Here is a 25,319-nt window from a genome sequence, read left to right as displayed (position 1 = left end):
ATATTTATTTAAGATATTTTCCCTATATTAAATTGAAACTTTTCTATTTTATACTTATTATAAGTACCTATTGGTTCTGCATAAGAAAGAGATATTTCTCCTAATGATGATTTCCATTTTAATGATAAACCAACAGAACTATGAATTTTATTAGGGTTTTTATAACTTAAAGAATTATTTGAAGTATTATTATTTAACATGTTTTTCCAATTTGTATCCCAAACTGTTCCTAAGTCGAAAAAAAGTGAAGTATTAAATTTATTTTGATTTACATTCTTACAAAATAAATTAGTTATAAATAAATCTAAATTCGTGATCAGCATTCGATTTCCTCCAATAAAATTATAAATATAACAATTTTCATTTTTATTCGATTTTGAACAAGAATGAATATTAGTATTATATGTATTAATTTTTGGACCTATACTATTAATTGCAAAACCACGTACTGAATGCGATCCACCAGCATAAAAATTTTCATAAAATGGCATTTTTGTATCTGATATCCATGAATCACCGATTCCTAAACGAGAATGAAATAACAATCTAAATAATTTTTGTTTATCTAAAAAAAACGATTGTTGGTTTTCCACTAATAACTTAAAAAAATTATTATCTGATCCAGGAATAGTAATTTTGCCAGTTATATTAAAAAAATTTTTTAACCAATCTGAATTATAAAAAAAGGGATAAAAACTATCTAAAAAAAAATTTAAAGTAAAATCATCAGTAATATGATATACATTTTTTTTCACTTTCCATCTTTTGTGTTTTTTAAAAAAATCATAATCGGTCAATACTGTAGATTTAATATAAGCTATTCCATTATGCACATACCCTATTCCAAACTGCAATTTATTATTTTCATTTAAAACATATCCTATATTAGAATCAAAACCATAACTAGTATCGGTATAATTTGAAAAATGACTATAACCACCTTTGAATTGATCATAAAAAATACGATTTGTTAATGTTTTATTGTTATTAGACCAATAAGGATTATCTAATACTATTTCTCCATAAGTTTGGTAATTATTATTTAATGTATTAATTGAAAATAATTGTCCTGAACCAAACCAATTATTCTGATTTAAATTTAAATTTATATTAACCCCAGTTTCAAATCCATAACCAGAACTAAAATTGAACGAACCAGTATTATTTTCTTTTATGTCAAATATTATATCTACTTGATTATTTAAATTAGGAATAGTATGTATATCAACATTAATATTTTTAAAAAAACCTGTTTGTTGTAATATTTGTTGTGCATGATAAAAATCTTTTTTTCTAAAAACATCTCCTTCAGAAATTCCTATTATATTACGCAAAATTGAATTTTTAGTGTATTGATTACCCTTAAAATAAATTTTATGAATCATATAACGAATACCAGTATAAAGATTCACATGAATTTTTACATCATGTTTATCTTCATTTATTTCAGGAATAATAATTATTTTTGCATCATTAAATCCATTTTGTACAAAAATTTTTAATAATTCATATTTTAAATAATTAATCTTAATTAAATTATAAGGTTCTCCATGTTTAAAATGAAATTTTCTAATAATTTTATTACAATAATATGATAAATCACCATGTATTAAAATATCAGAAAGATTAAACCTATATCCTTCATGTACATTTATAAATACTGAAATCATCTTTTTATTATTAATAACAGGTAATTTTATTGAATGAACAAAAAAATGAATGTAACCATGATTGAAATAAAAATTTTGTATTTTTTGCAAATCTTCTGATATATTATTAGGATAATAATATTTATCTCCTATAATATTCCACTTTGATATTTTTTTTTTAGTATTTAATAAATTTTTAATTTTTATTAATGAAAAATGTTTGATTCCTGTAATTTCTAATTCATTTAATATATAAAAATAACCATCAAATAAAGATATTTTTAAATCAACACAACTATTAGGTAATATTTTATATAAAATCTGTATTTTAAATTGATATTTTCCTATTTTCTGATAAAAATTTTTTATTTGTTTTTTAAAAACATCAATAGCAAACAAATCAAAACTATGACCTTGAACAATTCCTAATTCCTTTAATTTTTGTTTTAAAATTTTCAAAGAAAAAATTTTTGTACCATAGAAATCAATTTTTGAAATAATTAATCTTTCTTGTAATTGAAAAATAATAGTATGATTAGACTTAAATACTTTAATTTTTTCAAATTCTTTTGTTAAAAACAATGCATAAATAGAATCATCAATATTCTTTTGTGAAATAAATTGATTAACATGAATTTTAATTGTATGCAAAACATGAATCAATGATATTCTATGCAAACCAAAAACTTGAATTTTATCTACTTTCCATTTATTTTTAGCTTGAATATTATGATTGATACTTATCATAAATAATATTAAAAATACTAAAAATATTTTTTTGATTAAAATGGTCATATGATTATCTTACAGTAATTTATTACTATATATTATTTTTATTAAATATTAATATTTTTAATTTTTTTAAAAAATATAAAATTCTAAATAATGTTAATGATAAATAAATATATACAATATTTTTAAAAAATTGAAAAAATTTTTTAAAAATATTGTATATATTTAAAATAAAAAATAATACCCTTCTAAAAATAATCATTTAATTAAGAATTTATTAAATGTAACAAAAATAATTATTTATAAAAAAAAAATGCCATTCCAAAATAAAAATAAATTATTCATTATCATTAATATATGAAATGTTATATATTGATAAAAAATTAATATAATACTTTTTCTAACATAGAACATCAATTCTAAATTTAAAACGTCATTAACTCTTTTTCTTTACTAAGTAAAACACAATCTATATTTTTTATATATTGATTAGTTTTATTTTGAATATTTATTTGACTACTATGATCTAAATCTTTAGTTATAATATTCTTCTTTAAAAGTTTTTTTATTTTTTCATTAAATAATCTACGAATATTACGAATAGCAATTCTACTTTGCTCAGCTTCTAAACGAACTAATTTAATTAATTTTTTTCTTCTTTCTTCTGTTAAAATTGGAAATGAAACACGAATTATATCTCCTAAAAGACTAATATTTAAACCTAAATCAGCATTTATAATGGATTTTTGTACTAAAATACTAATTGATTTATCAAAAACATGCACTTTTAAAGTACGAGAATCTTCGACAGATATATTAGATATATTTCTTAATAATTTATTTACACCAAAATATTTAATATGAATACTATCTAATATTTCTGGTGAAGCTTTACCAGTTCTTAATTTATTAATATTATTTTTAAATAACGTAACACAGTGAATCATTTTATTCTCAGCATCTTGTTGTAATTCCAATATCATATATATACCTATCCAAGATTTATTTTTATTTAATAAAATATATAAATATTTACTAAAGACAATTTTTATTACTAATAAAAAATAAAAAAATTATTTTTTTATTTAAAATTATTAATTATCTAAAAAACTCAAATGAATTTAATTATTAGAAGTAGTAATTAATGTACCTTCATTTTCTCCTAATATAATACGATGCAAAGCTCCAGATTTATTAATATTAAAAACACGAATTGGCAAACAATGATCCCTGGCTAAAGTAAAAGCTGATAAATCCATTACTTGAAATTCATGTTTTAATACCGTATGATAACTTAGTTGTTTATACATAACAGCATTTAAATTTTTTTCTGGATCTAAATTATATACTCCATTGACTTTAGTTCCTTTAAGAAGAATATCAGCTTGAATTTCAATTCCTCTTAAACATGCAGCTGAATCAGTAGTAAAAAACGGATTTCCTATTCCTGCTGCAAAAATAACAACATGTTGATTTGATAATAAATGAATAGCTTTTTCATAATCATAACCTTCACAAATACCATTAATTTTAATTGCAGACATTAAATGAACATTCATAGATGCTCTATGAATTGCATCTTTCACGGCTAAACTATTGATCACAGTAGATAAAATGCCTATTTGATCAGAAATAATTTTATTTACTCCTAATTGTTTTAAATGAAAACCTCGAAATAAATTACCACCACCTATAACTAATCCAATTTCTACACCATAATCTACTAAAATTTTAATTTCTTTGACAAGACGATCAATTGATTGAATATCTATTCCAAATCCATTAATGTTTTTTTGTAATGTTTGACCACTTATTTTTAATAAAATACGTCGATATATAGGTTTATTTTTTTTCATAATGGTCATTATTGTGTAAACCTAATTAAATAAAAATATGAAAATGTATATTCATAAAAATAGAAGTAATAATTAAAAATTTTTAAAAATAATTATTTAATTGAATCGCCAAGTTCAAATCGAACAAAAGATTCCACTCTTCCTGAATGTTGATTTAAAAAATCTTTTACTTTTATTTTAGTATCTAAAATAAAATCTTGCTCTAATAAAGAAATTTCACTCATAAATTTACTCATCTTGCCATTAACAATTTTTTGAGTAATTATTAAAGATTTTTTAGATTTTTTTACTAAATCCAGTTGAATTTTTTTCTCTCGATCTAAAACATCATTTGGTATATCTTCTATGCTTATATACTCTGGTTTACTAGCTGCAATATGCATCGCTATTTTTTTAACTAAATCAAGATCATTTAAATTAGAATTTAACAATACACCAATACGAGAAACATGAACATAAGAACCTATTTTATTACGACCTGCTATTAATTTAAATCTACGAATAATAATATTTTCAGCAACTTTTGCAATTAAATTTAATCTTAATGATTCAAATGTATTTTTCAATATATCAAGATTTGAAATTTTTTTTAACACTGCTGTTCGAATAATTTCTTTTCCAAATTTTAAAAAATCAATGCTTCTAGCAACAAAATCAGTTTCACAGTTAACTTCTAAAATTGCACCTATATTATTATTGACATAAACAAAAATAGACCCTTGTGACGCAATTTTTGATCGCTTTTCTAATGCTCGAGTTAAACCATTTTTTCTTAAATTATCAACAGCTAATTCAAGATTACCATTTTCTTCTAAAAGTGCTCTTTTACATTCCATAATACCAACACCAGTACGTTGTCTCAATGCTTTAACTAAAACAGCTGTAACACAATAAATCATTTTTAAATTCCTTGAAAAAATTATATCCAATAAATAAAATAAAACATTGATACTAAAAATTATATACTAAAGATATTTTATAAAAAATTACTAAATCATGAATAATAAAATGTTAATCATAAAAATAATATTTTAATGAAATATGATCAGTTAATTAAACCTCACATATACTTATTTTATTAATATTATCAGAATGCTTTAATAAAATTGCAGTAATACTAGTTAAATATAAATTGATAGCACGTACAGCATCATCATTACCTGGAATAATAAAATCAACCCCATCAGGATTAGAATTGGTGTCAACAATAGCAAACACCGGAATTCCCAAATTATTTGCTTCTTTCACTGCAATATTTTCATGTTCTGCATCAACTATAAATAATGCATCTGGTAAACCACCCATATTTTTAATTCCACCTAAACTATTTTCTAACTTATATAATTCTCTGTATCTTATAAGTGCTTCTTTTTTAGTTAATTTTTCAAATGTGCCATCATTCGATTCTAATTCTAAATCTTTCAAACGTTTAATTGATTGACGTACAGTTTTCCAATTAGTTAACATACCACCCAGCCAACGATGATTAACATAAAATTGATTAAGATTAATTGCAATATTTTTAATTCCTTCACTGGCTGCTTTTTTAGTACCAACAAATAAAATTTTACCTTTTTTTAAAAAAATTTTTTTTAATTCTGATGTAGATATATTAAACATAGGTAAAGTTTTTTCTAGATTAATAATGTGAACTCTATTACGAGAACCATAAATAAATGGTTTCATTTTAGGATTCCAATAACGCGTTTGATGACCAAAATGCACACCTGCTTTTAACATATCTCTCATCGAAATTACTGTCATATAAACCTCAACCATATATCAAAAAATTAATAAATCAAAAAAATTATTATTTTAATAAAAACATAATTTTAAATAAAAAACAAAATATATTTTTTTCATTATATATTATTATTATACAAAAAAAAAATTTAATAATATCAAATATCTTTGTATTTGATGTATTATAAATGAAATTAATGATACTAACAATTGTTAGTATAAAAAATTATCTTAATAAAACTATTAAAAAATATGAATTATTCATTATGAAAATTATAAAATTATATTCATATTTTTAATTATTTTAAATATAAATGTTTTTTAAAATATTTTTCTATTAATATATTTAATCATATAAATTATTCAAAATTCTGAAAAATGACAATTCCTATAAAAACAAATCAAGAAATCGAAAAAATTAGATTATCTTGCCAACTTGCTGCAAATGTTTTAGATATGATTGAAGAATATATCATTCCTAATATGAATACTGAAAAAATAAATCAAATTTGTCATGATTATATCAAAAATGTACAAAAAGCTATACCAGCTTGTTTAGGATATCGAGGTTATCCAAAATCAATATGTATTTCCATTAATGATGTTGTTTGTCATGGAATACCAAATACAAAAAAAATTTTAAAAATCGGTGATATTGTTAATATTGATATTGCTATACTTAAAAACCAATATTACGGTGATGCTTCTAGAATGTATATTGTACAAAAAACTAGTATATTAGGAAAAAGATTATGTCAAATAACATTAAATAGTTTATATTTATCCTTATCTATTATAAAACCTGGCATACCTTTAAAAAAAATTGGAACAACTATTCAAAAATATGTCGAAAAACATGATTTTTCAGTAGTTCAAGAATATTGTGGACATGGAATAGGAAAAAATTTTCATGAAGAACCTCAAATACTACATTATGAAGGAGATGATCAAGGAATTGTTTTAAAAAAAAATATGATTTTTACAATTGAACCCATGGTGAATACTGGAAGCAGAGAAATAAAATTAATGAAAGATCAGTGGACTGTAAAAACTAAAGATCGTAGTTTATCTGCACAATATGAACATACAATTTTAGTTACTGAAAACGGATGTGAAGTACTAACAAAACAATATCAAGAAAATATTTCTAAATTTTTTATTAACTAGAAAAATGCTTTATTAATTATAATATATAATTTATTAAATATAATACATGAACAAATGTATCAAATATACATTAGAAAATACCATCAGGATAAAAAATGGATCAATACCAAAAAATAATTGAAACAATATTTGATAATAAAAATGAAATTATTACTAAAAAAAATATCCAATCAGAAAAAAAACAAATAAAATATGTTATTGATATGTTAAATACAGGACAGTTAAGAGTTTCTGAAAAAATTAATAATCAGTGGATCACACATCAATGGTTAAAAAAAGCTATTTTGTTAAATTTTTATTTTAATAAAAACAAAATCATAAAAAATGATACACAATCATATTTTGACAAAATTCCATTAAAATATCAAAGATATACTGAAGAACAATTTCAACAAGAACAAGTCAGAATTGTTCCTCAAGCTACTGTTCGACATGGTGCTTTTATTGCTAAAAATACAATATTAATGCCATCATACATTAACATAGGAGCTTATATTGACCAAAATACCATGATTGATACCTGGGCTACAATAGGTTCATGTGCTCAAATAGGAAAAAATGTACATATTTCAGGTGGAGTAGGTATTGGAGGAGTATTAGAACCCTTGCAAAATAATCCTACTATTATTGAAGATAATTGTTTCATTGGAGCACGTTCTGAAATTGTAGAAGGTGTAATCATTGAAGAAGGTTCTGTAATTTCTATGGGTGTTTTTATTGGACAAAGTACTAAAATTTATGATCGAGAAAAAAATAAAATATTTTATGGTAAAATACCAAAAAATTCTGTAGTAGTTTCAGGAACTTTACCTTCAAAAACCGGATTATGTAATTTATATTGTGCAGTTATAGTAAAAACTGTAGACAACAAAACTTTAAAAAAAGTTGAATTAAATCAATTATTAAGAGAAATTCAATAAATATTACATTCTTCATCATAAAAATATATTAAAAAATAATTTTTAGTCCGCCTGAATATTTAATTGGCGGACTATATTTGAATTATCACTCTTGTAATACTAAATAAATTATGTTATTTTCACGTTGGATATGAAAAACAACTAAATCAATTTTTTTAGATAAAATTATTTTTAAATTATTCAAATTATGTATAATATAATTGTTGACATCAATAATAATATCATTCTGTTTAAATCCTTGATCATAAGCTAAACTATCTTTTAAAACATAATATAATTTAATAAATTGATTTTTTTTAAAATTGTAATAATTGCAACCAAAAGCTCCTATAAGAAATTTATATGATTGTAAAGAATAAATTTTCTGATTAATATCATCTTTTAATATAAATACAATTTTATATAAGAAACCTTTTCTTAATATTCCTAATCTAATTTTTGTATTTTTGGTAAACATACTCATTTCAGCACGAAACATTGAAAAATTAGATATAAATTTTTTATTAATTGAAACAATGATATCACCTGATTTTATACCTGATTTCTCTGCTAAAGAATATTTTAAAACTTCACTTACTAATGCTCCACGACAAGAATTTAATCTCATTATTTTAGCAATATCTGCATTTAATTCAGTCCCAATAATACCTAATTTAATTCTTGTTACACGACCATATTTTATAATTTGCTGAGTAACATGCCTGATCATATTACTTGGAATTGCAAAACCAATACCAATATTACCTCCATTAGGGGCTAAAATAGCCGTATTAATACCTATTAATTCACCCTGTAAATTAACTAATGCACCTCCAGAATTACCACGATTAATAGCTGCATCAGTCTGAATAAAATTTTCATAATTTTTTAAATGCAGACCACTACGACCTAAAGCAGATATAATTCCAGATGTAACTGTTTCTCCTAATCCATAAGGATTACCAATAGCTATCGCAAAATCTCCAACTTTGACCAAATCCGAATTAGATATAGTAATAGCAGTTAAATTATTTGCTATTGTTAATTTTAATAATGCAATATCAGAACGACGGTCTCTGCCAACTATCTTAGCTGAATAACAACGACCGTCACTTAAATTTACTTTTATTGTTTTAACATTTTCAACTACATGATTATTAGTAACTACATAACCTTCTTTAGAATTGATAATAACTCCAGATCCTAAAGCATGAAAATTTTTATGAAAAATTCTATTTTTTTTATAAGAATTGAGATGTAGAGATGAATATTGTAAAAAAGAAGTATTTTTATATAAAATCGAATTAGGATCGAATAATGATGGAGAAAAATCTGATAAACGATGTTTACGAATAGAGACAACACCTTCTACATTAATACTTACAATAGAAGGTATAATTCTTTCTAACATAGGTGCTAAACTTGGAATTACTGGTTTTAAAATAGATTTTTCTAAATTACTAGAATACGCTATATTACAAAACATTAATAGTGTTATGGTCAATAACACCTGTACTATTATGTATATTTTTTTCATTATTCTATTCTCAAATTACAATATATTCCAAAAAAGTAAGATTTGGAACAATAGTATACAATAAAAAAATAATATATACTGTATTAGCCTATTTAGTTGCTGAATATTCTATATAATCCTATTAATTATGTTAAAAATCGTATTTATAATTAAAAAACTAATTTTTTAATAAAATATAATAATATTATTAATACAAAATAAAATGAAATAAAAACATTTTTTTTTATTAAAATAAATTAATAAATATTAATTTAAAATAATTTTTTAAATATTATAAACATTATATATAATAATATTTATATTAAAAATAATTAAATTAATTCCAATTTTTAAAAAAATTAAACATAAATATATTTTTTAAAATAGTTTTTATGAAAAATAAAAATCTATTTTAAAAAATATACAACCAATAAAAATGAAATAATTGAATAATATTTTAAAAAGTAAAAACTGTAATAATCTATAATATATTGCAAAATAATATTCTAATTTTTAATAATTTATTCTATTACATAAATATAATACAGATACTATTTAGTATTAATAAAAACCATGGTGAACAATACATGTTAACAACAATTAATTTAAACTTATTATTTTATATTTTTTGCATAATATATAATCTTCATATATGCCAAATAAAACAAAAATATCAGACCATACAAGGTAAAACAATGGGTACATATTGGAAAATTACAATTCCAGAAATCGAAACTAAAAAAAAAAATCAACATTATAAAAAAAAATATTACTCATAAGCTAAATATTTATGAAAAACAAATTTCATCTTGGAATAAAAAATCATTTGTATCTATTTTTAATCAATATAAAGCTAATCAACCAAAATTAATCGATCAAAATTTAAAAAAAATAATTCTTACAGGACTGTGTATAGGGAAAAAAACTCATGGTGCATTAGATATTACTATAGGAAATTTAATAAATATGTGGGGGTTTGGTCCTGGAAATAAGATACTACATTATCCTTCAATAGAAAAAATTAAAAATACTATTCAAAAAACAGGAATACAAAATATTCAATTAATTCAAAATATATCCGGAACGTATATTACAAAAAATATATCACAAATTAAAATTAATTTATCTACAATGGGAGAAGGATTTGCTGCAGAAGAAATAAAAAAAATTCTCAAAAATTATAAAATTAAAAACTATATTATTTCTATTGGAGGAGTAGTTATCAGCCATTCAATAGATAAAAATAAAATTATTCCTGTAGGAATATTATCTCCATTCGAAAAAGAAAATACTATTAACACTATAGTTAATTTAAACGGAAAATCTATTAGCACTTCAGGTGTCTATCATAATTACTACAAATTAAATAATAAAAAAATATCTCATCTGATTAATCCTGTTACTGGAAAACCAATAAACAATAGTTTACTATCTGTAAGTATAATATCTAATTCTGCACTAGAAGCCGATGCTTGGGATACAGCTTTAATGATATTAGGTTTTAAAGAAGCAAAAAAAATAGCTATTTTTGAGAAATTATCTGTTTGTTTAATTAAAAAGGAAAAAAAATACTTTTCAATATGGTATTCTCCTGAATTTAAAAAATTTTTGTTATAGTAATTAAATTAAATAAAACATTAATAAAATAATTATGAATAACTAAATAATCAAAAAAACAAAAAATTAATTCTCGATATTTTCAATAAATATAAATATTAATTCTAATAGAATAAAATTTTACATTTAATATACAATAATAAATTATTTTTAAATTTATCTTAAATAAAATATAAATATTATTAATAATTAATAAAAAAAATTATTAATTTTTTAACTCCATATATACATTTTAAAATAACAATAAACTATATCAAATAATGAATATTAATTAGTACAAATTCATTTAAACAATATGTAATATTAATTTTATTTGGAGACAATATGAAAATATTATCAGGTGCGGAAATGGTTGTTCAATCTTTAATTGATCAAGGAATAAAATATATATTTGGATATCCAGGAGGAGCTGTATTAGATATTTATGATGCTTTAAAAACAATCAGAGGTGTCAAACATATTTTAGTTAGACATGAACAAGGTGCTACTCATATGGCTGATGGTTATGCAAGAGCTACTGGAAAAACAGGAGTAGTTTTAGTGACATCCGGTCCTGGTGCTACTAATGCTATTACTGGTATAGCCACTGCTTATATGGATTCAATTCCAATGGTCATTATATCTGGACAAGTAGCCTCATCTCTTATCGGATATGATGCTTTTCAAGAATGTGATATGATAGGCATATCAAGACCAATAGTTAAACATAGTTTTTTAGTAAAAAAAACACAAGACATTCCAGAAATATTTAAAAAAGCCTTTTTTTTAGCAAATAGCGGTCGACCTGGTCCTGTCGTAATTGATTTACCAAAAGATATTTTAAATCCAAATCATAAAATCACATATATTTGGCCAAATAATGTACATATCCGTTCTTATAATCCCATCAAAAAAGGACAAGAAAATCAAATTAAAAATGCAATAAAAACACTAATTAATGCAAAAAAACCCGTTATTTATGCTGGTGGAGGCGTTATTAGTTCATCTAGTCACAAAGAATTAAAAAATATTGCTGAAATTCTTAATCTACCTGTCACCACATCATTAATGGGTTTAGGTTGTTTTCCTGGTAATCATATTCAAAATCTTTCTATGCTAGGAATGCATGGAACATATGAAGCTAATATGACTATGCATCATTCAGATTTAATTTTTGCTATAGGTGTACGTTTTGATGACAGGACAACCAATAATTTAGAAAAATATTGTCCAAACGCTAAAATATTACATATAGATATTGATCCTACTTCAATCTCTAAAACAGTAACATCAGATATTCCAATTATCGGAGATGCAAAATGTATCCTTCAAGAAATGATTGCTATATTAAAAAACAATAAAAAAAATATTTTAAAAAATAATTTAACAGAATGGTGGAAATTAATAAATCAATGGAGATCTAAAAATAGTTTAAAATATTATCAAGATGAAAAAAATATTAAACCACAAACAGTTATTCAATATATTTGGAAATTAACTCAAGGAAAAGCTTTTATTACTTCAGATGTTGGACAACACCAAATGTTTGCAGCATTATATTATCCATTTAATCAACCTAGACGATGGATTAATTCTGGAGGTCTTGGAACAATGGGATTTGGACTGCCTGCAGCACTTGGTGTAAAACTTGCATTTCCAAATGAAACTGTAATTTGTATTACTGGAGATGGTAGTATCCAAATGAATATTCAAGAATTATCTACAGCAAAACAATATCAGTTACCTATTTTAATTATCAATCTTAACAACAAATCACTTGGAATGGTAAAACAATGGCAAGATTTAATTTATGAAGGTAGACACTCACATTCATATATGAAATCATTACCAGATTTCGTTCAATTAGTAGAATCATATGGACATATTGGTATGCATGTTGATTCTCCAAATAAACTAGAAAAAAAATTAAAATCAGCACTTTTTTATGTCAAAAAAAATAATTTAGTTTTTTTAAATATACAAATTGATCATTCGGAACATGTCTATCCTATGCAAATTAGAGGTGGTGGAATGAACGAAATGTTATTAAGAAACAATTAAGGAGTTATTATGCGAAAAATTTTATCAATTTTACTAGAAAATGAATCTGGTGCGTTATCAAGAGTAATAGGATTATTTTCACAAAGAAATTATAATATTGAAAGTGTTACAGTTGCTCCTACTGATAATCCAACTATTTCAAAAATGACTATACAAACCATAGGCGAAGAAAAAGTTATTGAACAAATTGAAAAACAACTACATAAACTAATAGATGTACTAAGTGTTATAAAAATTGATAAAAAAACACATATAGAAATAGAAACCATGTTAGTTAAAGTGCAAAAAAACCAAAAAAATCAATCAGAAATTTATAGAATAACAAATATTTTCCAAGGTAAAATTGTAAATATGACAACATGTACTTATGTGATTCAATTATCTGAATCTAGCGAAAAAATAGATATTTTTATTAATTTAATAAAAGAAATTTCAAAAATACTTGAAATAGTTCGATCAGGTATCATCGGAATTACAAAAAATTAATCAATCAAAAGCTTTATTATTTAATAATCAGTGTGATTCATAATTAACTGTATTTATGATAGTTAACAAAACTTTAATCATACTGATCTTTTAAAAATAATAAATTATTTTTAAAACAACTATTCTAAAAACTATGATACAATAATATTTTTATATAAAATTATTATTTTTATCATGATAAATAAACAACTACATATACCAATAATGTTAAATGAAGTAATAAAATTTTTAAATATTAAAAAAAATGGCATTTATCTTGATGCTACATTTGGATATGGTGGTCATTCTAAAAAAATTTTACAAAATCTAGGAAAAGAAGGTAAAATATTTGCGATTGATAAAGATCCAGAAAGTAAAAAATACTCCAATACTATAAATGATTCTAGATTGCATTTTATTCATGGTAATTTCTCTAAAATATATCATTATGCAAAAAAATTAAATTTTATAAAAAAAATTAATGGAATTATTATAGATTTAGGAGTATCTTCACCACAATTAGATAATCCAAAACGTGGTTTTTCTTTTATGAAAGATGGACCATTAGATATGAGAATGAATCCTCAAGAAAACATTACAGCTTCAAAATGGTTGTTGCAAACCAAAGAAAATAATTTATTTAAAATTCTTAAAAATTATGGTGAAGAATCATATGCAAAAAAAATAGCATGTGCCATTATTCAACAAAACAAAAAAAAACCAATCACCAGAACATTAGAATTATCTAATTTAATTGAAAAAATTGTTTCTAAAAAATACCGAAAAAAACATCCTGCTACAAAAAGTTTTCAGGCTATACGAATATTCATCAATAATGAATTAGAAGAAATTAAAATACTATTAAAAAATGTTATAAATATTTTAACCCCTGGTGGTCGTTTGTTAATTATTACTTTTCATTCACTAGAAGATCGTATTGTAAAAAATTTTATCAATCAAAACAGTAATCAAAAAATAATACCAATCAATCTACCTATCAATGAAACAATATTATCTGAAAAATGTAATTTTAGATTTAAAAAAATAGATAAAATCAATCCAACCAAACAAGAAATAAATACAAATAAAAGATCTAGAAGTGCAACCTTAAGAATTGCTGAACTCATTAAATAATATAAAAAAATATTTTTTTAAAAAAAATATTTAAAAATATGAAATGATCAAAATGTTCGATATAATAAATTATTTATTTTCAAACTATTTTAGAATATAAATATAATATATGATATAATATAAAAAATATATTTATATATATCCAGTATGAAATATTTTTAATATTTTTATTGATTATAATTATTTTTTATTTCATATTCATAATTAAAAATTATAATCAATGCTTAAAAAATCCATTTTAAAAAAAATATAATTGAAAAAAATATTAATTATGATATCAAAACATTAATTCATAAAAAATTATTTTTTTCATTAAAATGATCATAATACAAATAAATAATTTTCATTCAATAATTTTTTAGCAAAAATATTTTTAAAAATTTTATTATATTAATCTGATAATTTAAACAAAATAAATAAAATTTATATCTATTTTACATTATAAATAAAAATATAAAAAAATGAACATTTCTTTTAATACTTCAATATTACATTAATCATCAAAAAATATAAAATAAATATTAACAATCTTGATTCTATATTAACTGTGAATGATAATTATTAATAATAATATCATTTATTTAATTAATTTAATTAATACAATCATTATAAATAAGAAACAGGATAAAAATGATTCAATCAGCAGAAAAAAAAATAATAGTCGGGTTAGATATCGGAACTACAAAAATTTCAACTTTAATAGGAGAAATATTACTTGATGGTACAATTAATATTATTGGAGTAGGTAATTGTCTATCCCGTGGAATGCATAATGGTACTATTAACGATTTAGAATCCATAACTAAATGCATAAAAAAATCTATTCATCAAGCTGAAATAATGTCCAAAACTCATGTTTCTTCTATTTATTTAGCTTTTTCAAATAAAGATATCCACTGTCAAAATGAAATAGGAATGATTCCAATTAGACATAAAGAAGTTACTAAAAATGACATTAATCACGTAATTTATACAGCTAAATCAGTAAAAATATACCATGAACATCATATTTTACATGTAATTCCTCAAGAATATGAAATAGATCACCAAATAGAAATTAAAAATCCAATCGGTTTGTCTGGCATGAGAATGAAAGCTCATGTACATTTAATTACATGTCATAAAACTACCAAAAACAATATTATTAAATCAATTAATCAATGTGGAATAAAAGTTAATCAATTAATTTTTTCAGGATTAGCATCTAGTCAATCAGTTTTAAATAATGAAGAAAAAGAATCAGGAGTATGTTTAATTGACATGGGTGGTGGTACTTTAGATATCACAGTTTATATTGCTGGTATACTACAACATAGTCAAGTGATTCCTTATGCTGGAAATATTATTACCAATGATATTGCATATGCATTATCCACTTCTCAAACTAACGCTGAAAACATAAAAACAATACACGGTATAGAAAATAGTTTGATGATAGAAAATTCAGAACATATTGAAGTTATGAATATATCTGGAATTAATACACAAAAATTTAAAAAAAGTATCTTAAATGAAGTAATAGAACTAAGATGTTGTGAATTATTCAATATAGTCAATAATGAAATTATTGCAATACAAAAAAAACTGAAAGAAAATGGTAAAAAATATCAAATTTTATCTGGAATTGTATTAACAGGAGGAAGTGCTAAACTAAAATCATTAAAAATGTGTGCTGAAAAAATTTTTAAAAAAAAAGTAAGAATTGGATTACCTCATCCTATACCTGGTTTGATTAACAATTTTAATGATCCTAATTATTCTACTGTAATTGGATTATTGTATTATGGGAAAAAACATTATATACAAAAACAACAAAAAAAAATAAATAAAAAAAATTATTTTCAAATATGGTTAAAAAAAATTAATTATTGGATCCAAAAAAAAAAATAATAACAAATAATATTAAATAAAAATATTTACTAAAATGTCATTAAAAACAATATTTGGAGAAAAATATGTTTGAATCTATTGAATTAAGCAATAATGCAATTATAAAAGTCATAGGTGTTGGAGGAGGAGGTGGTAATGCAGTTGAATATATGATTAGAGAAAAAATTGAAGGAGTAGAATTTTTTTCAATCAACACAGATGCTCAAGCACTAAGAAAAATAGAAGTAGCACAAACAATACAAATAGGAATGAATATTACAAAAGGATTAGGAGCTGGAGCAAATCCAGAAGTAGGAAAAATTTCTGCTGAAGAAGACAAAGATAAATTAAGATCAACTTTAGAAGGTTCTGATATGGTATTTATCGCAGCCGGTATGGGTGGAGGAACAGGAACAGGTGCAGCACCTGTAGTCGCTGCAATAGCAAAAGATTTAGGAATTCTTACTGTTGCAGTAGTAACTAAACCATTTCATTTTGAAGGGAAAAAAAGAATGACCTGTGCTGAACAAGGATTAAACGAATTATCAAAACATGTTGACTCGTTAATTACTATTCCTAATGACAAATTATTAAAAGTATTATCTCGAGGTATTTCTCTTTTAGATGCATTTGGTGCCGCAAATAATGTTTTAAAAGGAGCCGTGCAAGGCATTGCAGAGTTAATAACTAGACCTGGTTTAATGAATGTTGATTTCGCTGATGTCAGAACCGTTATGTCTGAAATGGGATATGCTATGATGGGATCAGGTATGTCCTCAGGAGATAATAGAGCTGAAGAAGCATCTGCAATAGCTATTTCAAGTCCATTGTTAGAAGATATTGATTTATCAGGAGCTAAAGGTGTTTTAGTTAATATTACAGCAGGTTTTGATTTAAGATTAGATGAATTCGAATCTGTAGGTAATACCATTCGTTCTTTTTCATCAGACAATGCTACTGTAGTTATAGGTACATCATTAGATCCTGATATGAACGATGATCTTCGAGTAACTGTTGTTGCTACTGGTATTGCAATTCAACAAAATGAAGAATACAATCAATTAAATGAAAACAAAAAAAAAGATGTTTTTATGAACTATCGGTATAAAAATGTTAATAATCTTGAAAAAAAAAAACAAGAATTAAAAAAAACTATAAATCATAAAGAATCAGATTACTTAGATATTCCTACTTTTTTAAGAAAATCACAAAATTAATAACAAAAATGAAAAATATTAAAAAATTGAAAATATAAATTAAATTTATTAAAAAAATTTTAATTTGAATAAATTTTTAAAATATATAACAAATTAATTTTTACCAGTAAAAATACACGACATTATTGATTTTAAAATGATATTACCAATATAACTATTATAAGTAAAAATATGAATAATTTAGATATACCCATTGATCTTAGCAATTTAGCAGCTGAAAAAGTCAAAGATTTAATTAAAAATCAAGAAAATAAAAATATACAATTAAGAATATATATTACAGGTGGAGGATGTTCTGGATTTCAATACAATTTTATATTTGATAGAAAAATAAAAAAAGATGATCATGTAATAGAAAAATTAGGAGTAAAAATTTTAATTGATGCTATAACATTACAATATTTAATTGGAGGGAAAATAGATTATCAAGAAAACTTAGAAGGATCTAAATTTATCATTATAAATCCAAATGCAAAAACTACTTGTGGTTGTGGATTATCTTTTAGTATATAATATTTTATCAATAAAAATTAATTTATGTTATAAAAATATATTAACAATAGAAAATAAAATATCAGAGATATTAATATGATCGTTGGCATTGTTGGTGCAATTCAAGATGAAATCTTATTATTAGTTAATAAAATTAATAACAAAACTAAAGAAATATATCATTCATATTTATTTCATATTGGATATTACCATAAAATTAAAATTATTGTTTTACAGACTGGAATAGGAAAAGTATCTGCTAGTATTGCAACTACTTTACTAATTTTGTTATATAAACCAAATATTATTATTAATATTGGATCAGCAGGAAGTATTCATAATTTACTTAAACCAGGTGATCTTATCATACCTAATTTAATTAGTTACTATGATGTAAATCTAATTGATTTTAATTACAAAATAGGGCAAATACCCGGTTGTCCTCAATTTTTTACTGCAAATGATAAATTATTAAAAATTTATAAAAAAAATATTATCAAAAATTATTTTCAGTATATGGAAGGTGATTTAGTTACTGGTGATATTTTTGTTAATAATCAAATAATAATAAAAACTATCAAAAAAAATTTTCCAACAGCTATTGCAGTAGAAATGGAAAGTGCTGCTATAGCACATGTATGTTATAAATTTAATATTCCATTTTTAATTATTCGATCTATTTCTGATTATGCAAATAAAACAGGATATATGAATTTTAAAAAATATATTACTCTTTCTAGCAAAAATAATTTCAATATACTTGAATACATACTTATATACTTAAATCAAAACAATCATATTTTAAATTCATAATATTTAAAATTATTAATATAAATATAAATATTATTTGCAAATAAAAATGTACAAGACAACAATAATAAAAAACATATCATATAAAAAAATTTATCTTGGTATTCATAATGTTGAATAAAAATATTATTTTTATTCAACATTATGAATACCAAGATAAATTTTTTTATATGATATGTTTTTTATTATAAATATAATATATCTATTTAAAACCATCTAATTAAAATATAAAAAAATCATTTTATATATATAATTATAATTTAAATCAATATTACTTATTTACTAAGATCATGCAGTACTAAACCTGCATAATCTTATATCAAGCAGATAAATTAATATTTTTAATACTCTATTATATCTGATATCAAAAAGATTTATTTATTTTTATTGTGATTAAGAAGATCAGTAATAGTACCTGAAAATATTTTAGCAGATAAACCAATAGATTCATATAAAGTAGGATGAGCATGTATTGTTAAAGCTATATCTTCTACATCACATGCCATTTCAATTGCTAATCCTATTTCACCTAATAATTCTCCAGCATGCTCACCAATAACAGCACCTCCTATAATTCTATTAGTATTTTTATCAAAAATTAATTTAGTCATACCATCTGAACAATTAGAAGCTAAAGCTTTTCCAGAAGCCTTCCAAGGGAAATTTGCACTATGATAATCAATTTTTAATCTTTGAGCATCTAATTCAGAAATTCCTACCCAAGCTATTTCAGGATAAGTATATGCTATTGATGGAATTATTCTTGGATTAAAATAATGTTTTTGACCAGAAATAACCTCTGCAGCAATAGACGCTTGATAAATTCCTTTATGTGCTAACATAGGAAAACCTACTACATCACCTACAGCATAAATATTTGAAATATTTGTTTTTAATTGATTATCTACATTTATGAAACCACGTTGATCTAATACAATTCCTATTTTTTCAAGATTTAAATGATGTGTCATAGGATTTCTTCCTACAGCTACTAATATAATATCATAACAAATAGTATGAGTTACATTTTTTTTGTCAATCATAGTGACAAAAATTCCATTCACTTTGTTTTCTACTGATAAAATTGTTCTATTTAAAATTATATTAAATTGTTTTTTAATACTTTTTTCAAAAATGTTAATAATATCACGATCTAATAGCGGTAGTAATTTATCACATGAATCAATAATATCTACATTAGAACCTATTGAACTATAAAAAGTACCCATTTCTAATCCTATAATACCAGCACCAACAATTAATAACCGTTTTGGTATCATAGATATTTCTAATGCATTTGTAGAATCCCAAATACGGGAATCATCATTAGGTAATTGTGATAATTTTATAGATTTAGAACCAGTAGCAATAATAGCATAGTCAAAATAAATTAAATATTTTACGTTATTATCATTTACGAAAATACTATTTTTATCATTAAAAACAGCTTTTCCATGTATAATTTGAATATTTCTTTTTTTAGACATTATTTTTAAGTTATTAGTCAAACCATCTATAATTTTATTTTTTTCAAAATTAATTTTCAATAAATCTAATTTAGGAAATTGAAACTCAACTCCTTGAAAAGATAATTTTTTTGAATTATTAATCACTTGAGATATATTTAATAAATATTTAGATGGAATACAACCCACATTAAGACATACTCCACCTAAAGTATTATATCTTTCGATTAAAACCGTATTTAAACCTAAATCAGCACAACGGAATGCAGCTGTATATCCTGCCGGACCTGCTCCAATTACTACTACCTGTGTATGTAATTCTTTGTTCATAATCACAATCTCAATTTATTTTTTCAGATAATAAAAATTAAGATAGTATCTTCAATCAAAAATAAAAAATAATTTGAATACATATTGAATCAATTAAATAATATATATTTATTATTTTATAGATACTATCGATACAATATAACTAAATTGTTAATAATCTAATATCATTTAAATATTTAGTAATGAAATTTATAAATTTAGCAGCTTCTACTCCATTAATAACACGATGATCATAAGATAATGATAATGGTAAAATCAACCTAGGTTGAAAACTATTTTTAATCCATACAGATTTTATAAAACATTTCGATACACCTAAAATAGCTACTTCTGGAGAATTAATAATAGGTGTAAAATGCATACTACCCACACCGCCTAAATTAGATATAGTAAAAGTTCCATTTTGTAAATCCGATAATAATAATTTATTAGATCGAGCTTTTTTAGAAATTGTGCTTAATAAATCAGAAATTTCTAATATATTTTTATCTTGAATATTTTTTAGTACAGGAACTAATAATCCTTCTGAAGTATCAACTGCAATACCAATATTAATATATTTTTTTAATTCAATTGTTTCTTGATTCACAGATATCGAACTATTAAATTTAGGAAAATATTCTAATGTTTTGATTATTATTTTTATTAAAAAAGACAATAAAGTTATTCTTTTAGTTTTTTCTATAATATCTAAATTATATTTTTTCCGAAACTCATCTAAATTTGTCACATCTACTTCATCAAAATGCGTAACATGTGGAATATTTTTCCAATTATTTAATAAATTTCTACCTGCAATCACTTGAATTTTATTTAACTTAATTATGTTAATATCTAAAACAGAATTTTTATTAGCAATCTCATTAATATAAGATTGACTGCAACTTTTACCATCCAACTGATTATCTATATTTATTATTTTACTTATAATATATTTATCTAAATCTTCTTTTATAATTCTATTTTTTCGCCCTGTACCTTGAATACAAGATAAATCAATGTTTTTCTCTCTAGCTAATTTACGAATAAGAGGTGTTGTATAACATAAATCATTGTTTTGAAGAATGGTTTTAAAATTATCATGAATATTTTTTTCTATAATGAAAGGTTTTTCTTGAAAGCATAATTTTTTATTAGATTCATTAATAATTTTTTTTGAATTTTGATCAATTTTTTTTTCAATTAACATAATAACCGAATTTGTGTTTACTTGATCACCTATTTTAACTTTGATTTTAGTTACAACACCAGTATGTGAAGAAGGTATTTCCATAGATGTTTTATCTCCTTCTACCACAATTAAACTCTGTTCCAAATTTATCGAGTCACCTATTTTTACTAAAATATCAATAACTTCTACTGCATCTACTCCTATATCTGGAATTTTAATTTCAATCGTCATATCTATTGTACCTTTTAAACTAAACGTGGATTTAATTTATTAATATCTATATTAAATCTATCTATCACGTTAGATACTAATTTTTTATCTATGTTTCCAAATTTTACTAATGAAAACAATGCTGATACTACAATATAAGAAGCATTAATTTCAAAATGAGTTCTTAATTTTTCTCGACTGTCAGAACGGCCAAATCCATCAGTGCCTAAGACATGATAAGAAACAGCCGGAACATAACCTCGGATTTGTTCAGCAAATAATTTCATATAATCGGTAGTAGCAATAGCAGGATGTTTATTCATAATTGTTTCTACATAAGGTATTTTTCTATTTTTTGTTGGATGCAATAAATTCCATCTTTCACAATCTTGACCATCTCTTGCTAATTCAGTAAAAGAAGTTACACTATATACATCTGAAGCAATATTATAATCTAATGATAGTATACTAGCAGCTTCCCTTACCATTCTCAAAATAGAACCAGATCCTAATAATTGTACTTTATTTTTATTACCTGGGAAACTTTCTAATTTATATATTCCTTTACAAATTCCATCACTAATATTATCAATCATACCAGGCATATCATAATTTTCATTAACAGTAGTAATATAATAGTATATATTTTCTTGCATAGAACCATACATTCTTCTTATTCCATCATGCATAATAACTGTTAATTCATAAGCAAATGCTGGATCATAAGATTTGCAATTTGGAATTGTCAATGATTGAATATGACTATGTCCATCTTCATGCTGTAATCCTTCTCCATTTAAAGTAGTGCGACCTGAAGTTGCCCCAATTAAAAAACCTCGAGTTTGTTGATCAGCAGCAGCCCATAATAAATCTCCTATTCTTTGAAATCCAAACATAGAATAATATATGTAAAATGGAATCATAGGAAAATTATTAGTACTATATGAAGTACCAGCAGCTATCCAAGAAGCTCCTGCTCCTAATTCATTGATTCCTTCTTGTAAAATTTGACCTTTTTGATCTTCTCTATAACATGCTAAAATATCTTGATCTTGTGATATATATTTCTGTCCTTTAAAATTATAAATACCTATTTTCCTAAATAAACCTTCCATGCCAAAAGTTCGTGCTTCATCCGCAATAATTGGTACAACTCTATCTTTTATTAAAACGTTATTTAATAAAATATTGAGAAAACGAACAAATGCTATAGTAGTAGATATTTTTTTACTAGGTTTATCTAATAAAATTTGAAAATCACTTAAATTAGGTATAATAATTTTTGTAGTAAAATGAGATAATCTAGTGGGTAAATATCCTCCTAATTTATTTCTTTGTTTATGTAAATATTTATATTCTACAGAGTCTTTGGAAAAATTCAAATAAGATAATGATTCTATTTCTTCTTTGTTTAATGGAATATCAAAACGTTTTTGAATATAAAATAAAGTATTTATATCTATTTTTTTGATCTGATGTGCAATATTTTTACCTTCTGCTAATTGACCTATACCATATCCTTTAATAGTATGTGCTAAAATTACCACTGGTTGTTTTTGAATGTTTAATGCTAATTTTAAAGCATTGTATAATTTTTTAGGATCATGACCTCCACGATTTAACTTCCAAATTTCATTATCAGACATATTTTTAACTAATTCTAAGGTTTCTTTATATTTTCCAAAAAAATTTTTTCTAACATAATTACCATCTTTAGATTTAAATGTCTGATAATCTCCATCAATCGTTTCATTCATTAATTGTATTAATTTCCCATCACTATCTTTATGTAATAACTTATCCCAACCACTACCCCATATCACTTTAATAACTGCCCAACCTGCTCCATTAAAAATATTTTCTAATTCATCAATAACTTTTCCATTACCAATAACTGGTCCATCTAATCTTTGTAAATTACAATTCACAATAAAAATTAAATTATCTAATTCTTCACGAGCAGCTATTGATAACGCTCCTTTAGATTCAGGTTCATCCATTTCACCATCTCCTAAAAAAGCATATACTGTTTGATTAGATGTCTCTTTTAATCCACGAAATTTTAAATATTTCAAAAATTTTGCTTGATATATCGCACAAATTGGACCTAATCCCATCGAGACTGTAGGAAATTGCCAAAAATTTGACATTAATTGAGGATGAGGATAAGAAGATAACCCATTTTTGTTAACTTCTTGTCTAAAATTATCTAATTGCAATCTAGTTAAACGTCCTTCTAAAAAAGCTCTAGCATAAATACCAGGTGAAATATGACCTTGAAAATAAACAAGATCACCACCATCATTTTTATTCATAGCACGAAAAAAATGATTAAAACACACTTCATAAATGGTAGCTGATGATTGAAAAGAGGAAATATGACCTCCTAAATCTAAATTTTTTTTTGAAGCACGCAGAACCATGATAATAGCGTTCCAACGAACAGCTGAACGAATTTTCCTTTCTATGTCTAAATCACCAGGATATTCTAATTCATTACTAACATCAATAGTGTTAATATAATCACTATTGATTATTTTACAAAAATTATTGGACGTATTATTTTGAATCTTTCGGATTAATTGATTTATTAAAAATTTAGCTCTATGTATACCATCTTTACAAATAACATTTTCGATTGATTCTTCCCAATCAAGAGTTTCCATGGGATCTAAATCATTAGATAAATTTTTTAACATGTTTTATTACCTATTTATCAAACTAATTTATAAGATATATATCTTATATTAAATTAAAACTTTTAAATATTATTTTTATGTACAATCAATAATTATATCTGACAATACAAAAAAATAAAAAATGGGGAAAACCATTGTAGTTTTTTAAAAAAAATATTTTTATTTAATAAAATAAATACAATCAATAAAGATATATTTTTATAATAGCAATATTTAAAAAATAAAATTTAAATTAAT

20 protein-coding genes are annotated in these 25,319 nt (G+C 23.1%); 11 read left to right on the top strand and 9 right to left on the bottom strand.

The window, feature by feature from the left end:
- Positions 1-8 precede the first annotated feature (8 nt).
- From bamA to rpsB, 5 genes are all read right to left on the bottom strand, one after another.
- Positions 9-2,444 carry an outer membrane protein assembly factor BamA gene (gene bamA / locus AB4W51_RS01035; RefSeq protein ID WP_367676763.1) on the bottom strand — a complete coding sequence of 812 codons (2,436 nt, stop codon included), beginning with the start codon at positions 2,442-2,444 and terminating at the stop codon, positions 9-11.
- 362 nt (positions 2,445-2,806) lie between these two features.
- Positions 2,807-3,364: a ribosome recycling factor gene (gene frr, locus AB4W51_RS01030; RefSeq protein ID WP_367676762.1), complete on the bottom strand. Its 558-nt coding sequence runs from the start codon at positions 3,362-3,364 to the stop codon at positions 2,807-2,809.
- Positions 3,365-3,502: 138 nt separating this feature from the next.
- Positions 3,503-4,237 (bottom strand): UMP kinase, encoded by a 735-nt coding sequence (gene pyrH, locus AB4W51_RS01025; protein WP_367676818.1) that lies wholly within the window; start codon positions 4,235-4,237, stop codon positions 3,503-3,505.
- Between the two features lie 92 nt (positions 4,238-4,329).
- Positions 4,330-5,136, bottom strand: coding sequence for a translation elongation factor Ts (tsf, locus tag AB4W51_RS01020; protein WP_367676761.1), 807 nt, complete (start codon positions 5,134-5,136; stop codon positions 4,330-4,332).
- A gap of 154 nt (positions 5,137-5,290) precedes the next feature.
- Complete coding sequence (rpsB, locus tag AB4W51_RS01015) at positions 5,291-6,001, bottom strand: 30S ribosomal protein S2 (RefSeq protein WP_367676760.1); 711 nt, start codon at positions 5,999-6,001, stop codon at positions 5,291-5,293.
- Positions 6,002-6,358: 357 nt separating this feature from the next.
- Between rpsB and map the strand changes: the two genes are divergently transcribed.
- Together map and dapD are read left to right on the top strand one after the other, a co-directional pair.
- A complete protein-coding gene (map, locus tag AB4W51_RS01010; protein ID WP_367676759.1) occupies positions 6,359-7,147 on the top strand; it encodes a type I methionyl aminopeptidase in 789 nt (262 codons plus the stop codon).
- 95 nt (positions 7,148-7,242) lie between these two features.
- Positions 7,243-8,067, top strand: coding sequence for a 2,3,4,5-tetrahydropyridine-2,6-dicarboxylate N-succinyltransferase (gene dapD / locus AB4W51_RS01005; protein WP_367676758.1), 825 nt, complete (start codon positions 7,243-7,245; stop codon positions 8,065-8,067).
- Positions 8,068-8,152: 85 nt separating this feature from the next.
- Here the strand turns inward: dapD and AB4W51_RS01000 are convergent, their stop codons facing one another.
- Complete coding sequence (locus AB4W51_RS01000; RefSeq protein ID WP_367676757.1) at positions 8,153-9,583, bottom strand: Do family serine endopeptidase; 1,431 nt, start codon at positions 9,581-9,583, stop codon at positions 8,153-8,155.
- A gap of 566 nt (positions 9,584-10,149) precedes the next feature.
- Here AB4W51_RS01000 and AB4W51_RS00995 point away from each other — a divergent pair.
- The 9 genes from AB4W51_RS00995 to AB4W51_RS00955 all read left to right on the top strand — a co-directional run bounded on the left by AB4W51_RS00995 (position 10,150) and on the right by AB4W51_RS00955 (position 19,209).
- A complete protein-coding gene (locus AB4W51_RS00995) occupies positions 10,150-10,341 on the top strand; it encodes a hypothetical protein (protein ID WP_367676756.1) in 192 nt (63 codons plus the stop codon).
- A complete protein-coding gene (locus AB4W51_RS00990) occupies positions 10,268-11,179 on the top strand; it encodes an FAD:protein FMN transferase (RefSeq protein WP_367676817.1) in 912 nt (303 codons plus the stop codon). Before AB4W51_RS00995 ends, AB4W51_RS00990 begins: the two co-directional genes overlap by 74 nt.
- Positions 11,180-11,503: 324 nt before the next feature.
- On the top strand, positions 11,504-13,219 hold the full coding sequence (locus AB4W51_RS00985) for an acetolactate synthase 3 large subunit (protein WP_367676755.1): 1,716 nt from the start codon (positions 11,504-11,506) through the stop codon (positions 13,217-13,219).
- 6 nt (positions 13,220-13,225) lie between these two features.
- Complete coding sequence (ilvN, locus tag AB4W51_RS00980) at positions 13,226-13,705, top strand: acetolactate synthase small subunit (RefSeq protein ID WP_367676816.1); 480 nt, start codon at positions 13,226-13,228, stop codon at positions 13,703-13,705.
- Between the two features lie 174 nt (positions 13,706-13,879).
- The gene (rsmH, locus tag AB4W51_RS00975; RefSeq protein ID WP_367676754.1) at positions 13,880-14,818 is read left to right on the top strand and encodes a 16S rRNA (cytosine(1402)-N(4))-methyltransferase RsmH; all 939 of its coding nucleotides are present in this window, start codon (positions 13,880-13,882) and stop codon (positions 14,816-14,818) included.
- 630 nt (positions 14,819-15,448) lie between these two features.
- Positions 15,449-16,708, top strand: a complete 1,260-nt coding sequence (ftsA, locus tag AB4W51_RS00970; protein WP_367676753.1) for a cell division protein FtsA — start codon at positions 15,449-15,451, stop codon at positions 16,706-16,708.
- A gap of 65 nt (positions 16,709-16,773) precedes the next feature.
- Positions 16,774-17,904 (top strand): cell division protein FtsZ, encoded by a 1,131-nt coding sequence (gene ftsZ, locus AB4W51_RS00965; protein ID WP_367676752.1) that lies wholly within the window; start codon positions 16,774-16,776, stop codon positions 17,902-17,904.
- 171 nt (positions 17,905-18,075) lie between these two features.
- Positions 18,076-18,417, top strand: a complete 342-nt coding sequence (erpA, locus tag AB4W51_RS00960) for an iron-sulfur cluster insertion protein ErpA (protein ID WP_367676751.1) — start codon at positions 18,076-18,078, stop codon at positions 18,415-18,417.
- A 75-nt stretch (positions 18,418-18,492) separates the two neighbouring features.
- On the top strand, positions 18,493-19,209 hold the full coding sequence (locus tag AB4W51_RS00955; RefSeq protein ID WP_367676750.1) for a 5'-methylthioadenosine/adenosylhomocysteine nucleosidase: 717 nt from the start codon (positions 18,493-18,495) through the stop codon (positions 19,207-19,209).
- Positions 19,210-19,580: 371 nt separating this feature from the next.
- Here AB4W51_RS00955 and lpdA read toward each other — a convergent pair whose 3' ends face one another.
- The 3 genes from lpdA to aceE form a co-directional block, all read right to left on the bottom strand.
- Positions 19,581-21,005, bottom strand: a complete 1,425-nt coding sequence (lpdA, locus tag AB4W51_RS00950; RefSeq protein WP_367676815.1) for a dihydrolipoyl dehydrogenase — start codon at positions 21,003-21,005, stop codon at positions 19,581-19,583.
- A gap of 139 nt (positions 21,006-21,144) precedes the next feature.
- Positions 21,145-22,404 (bottom strand): 2-oxo acid dehydrogenase subunit E2, encoded by a 1,260-nt coding sequence (locus AB4W51_RS00945; RefSeq protein WP_367676749.1) that lies wholly within the window; start codon positions 22,402-22,404, stop codon positions 21,145-21,147.
- 14 nt (positions 22,405-22,418) lie between these two features.
- On the bottom strand, positions 22,419-25,082 hold the full coding sequence (gene aceE / locus AB4W51_RS00940; RefSeq protein WP_367676748.1) for a pyruvate dehydrogenase (acetyl-transferring), homodimeric type: 2,664 nt from the start codon (positions 25,080-25,082) through the stop codon (positions 22,419-22,421).
- Positions 25,083-25,319 lie beyond the last annotated feature (237 nt).

Source organism: Buchnera aphidicola (Eriosoma grossulariae), assembly GCF_964059045.1.
In the GTDB taxonomy this organism is placed as follows: Bacteria; Pseudomonadota; Gammaproteobacteria; order Enterobacterales; family Enterobacteriaceae; genus Buchnera_D; species Buchnera_D aphidicola_A.
This window is presented reverse-complemented; position numbering and strand designations above follow the sequence as displayed.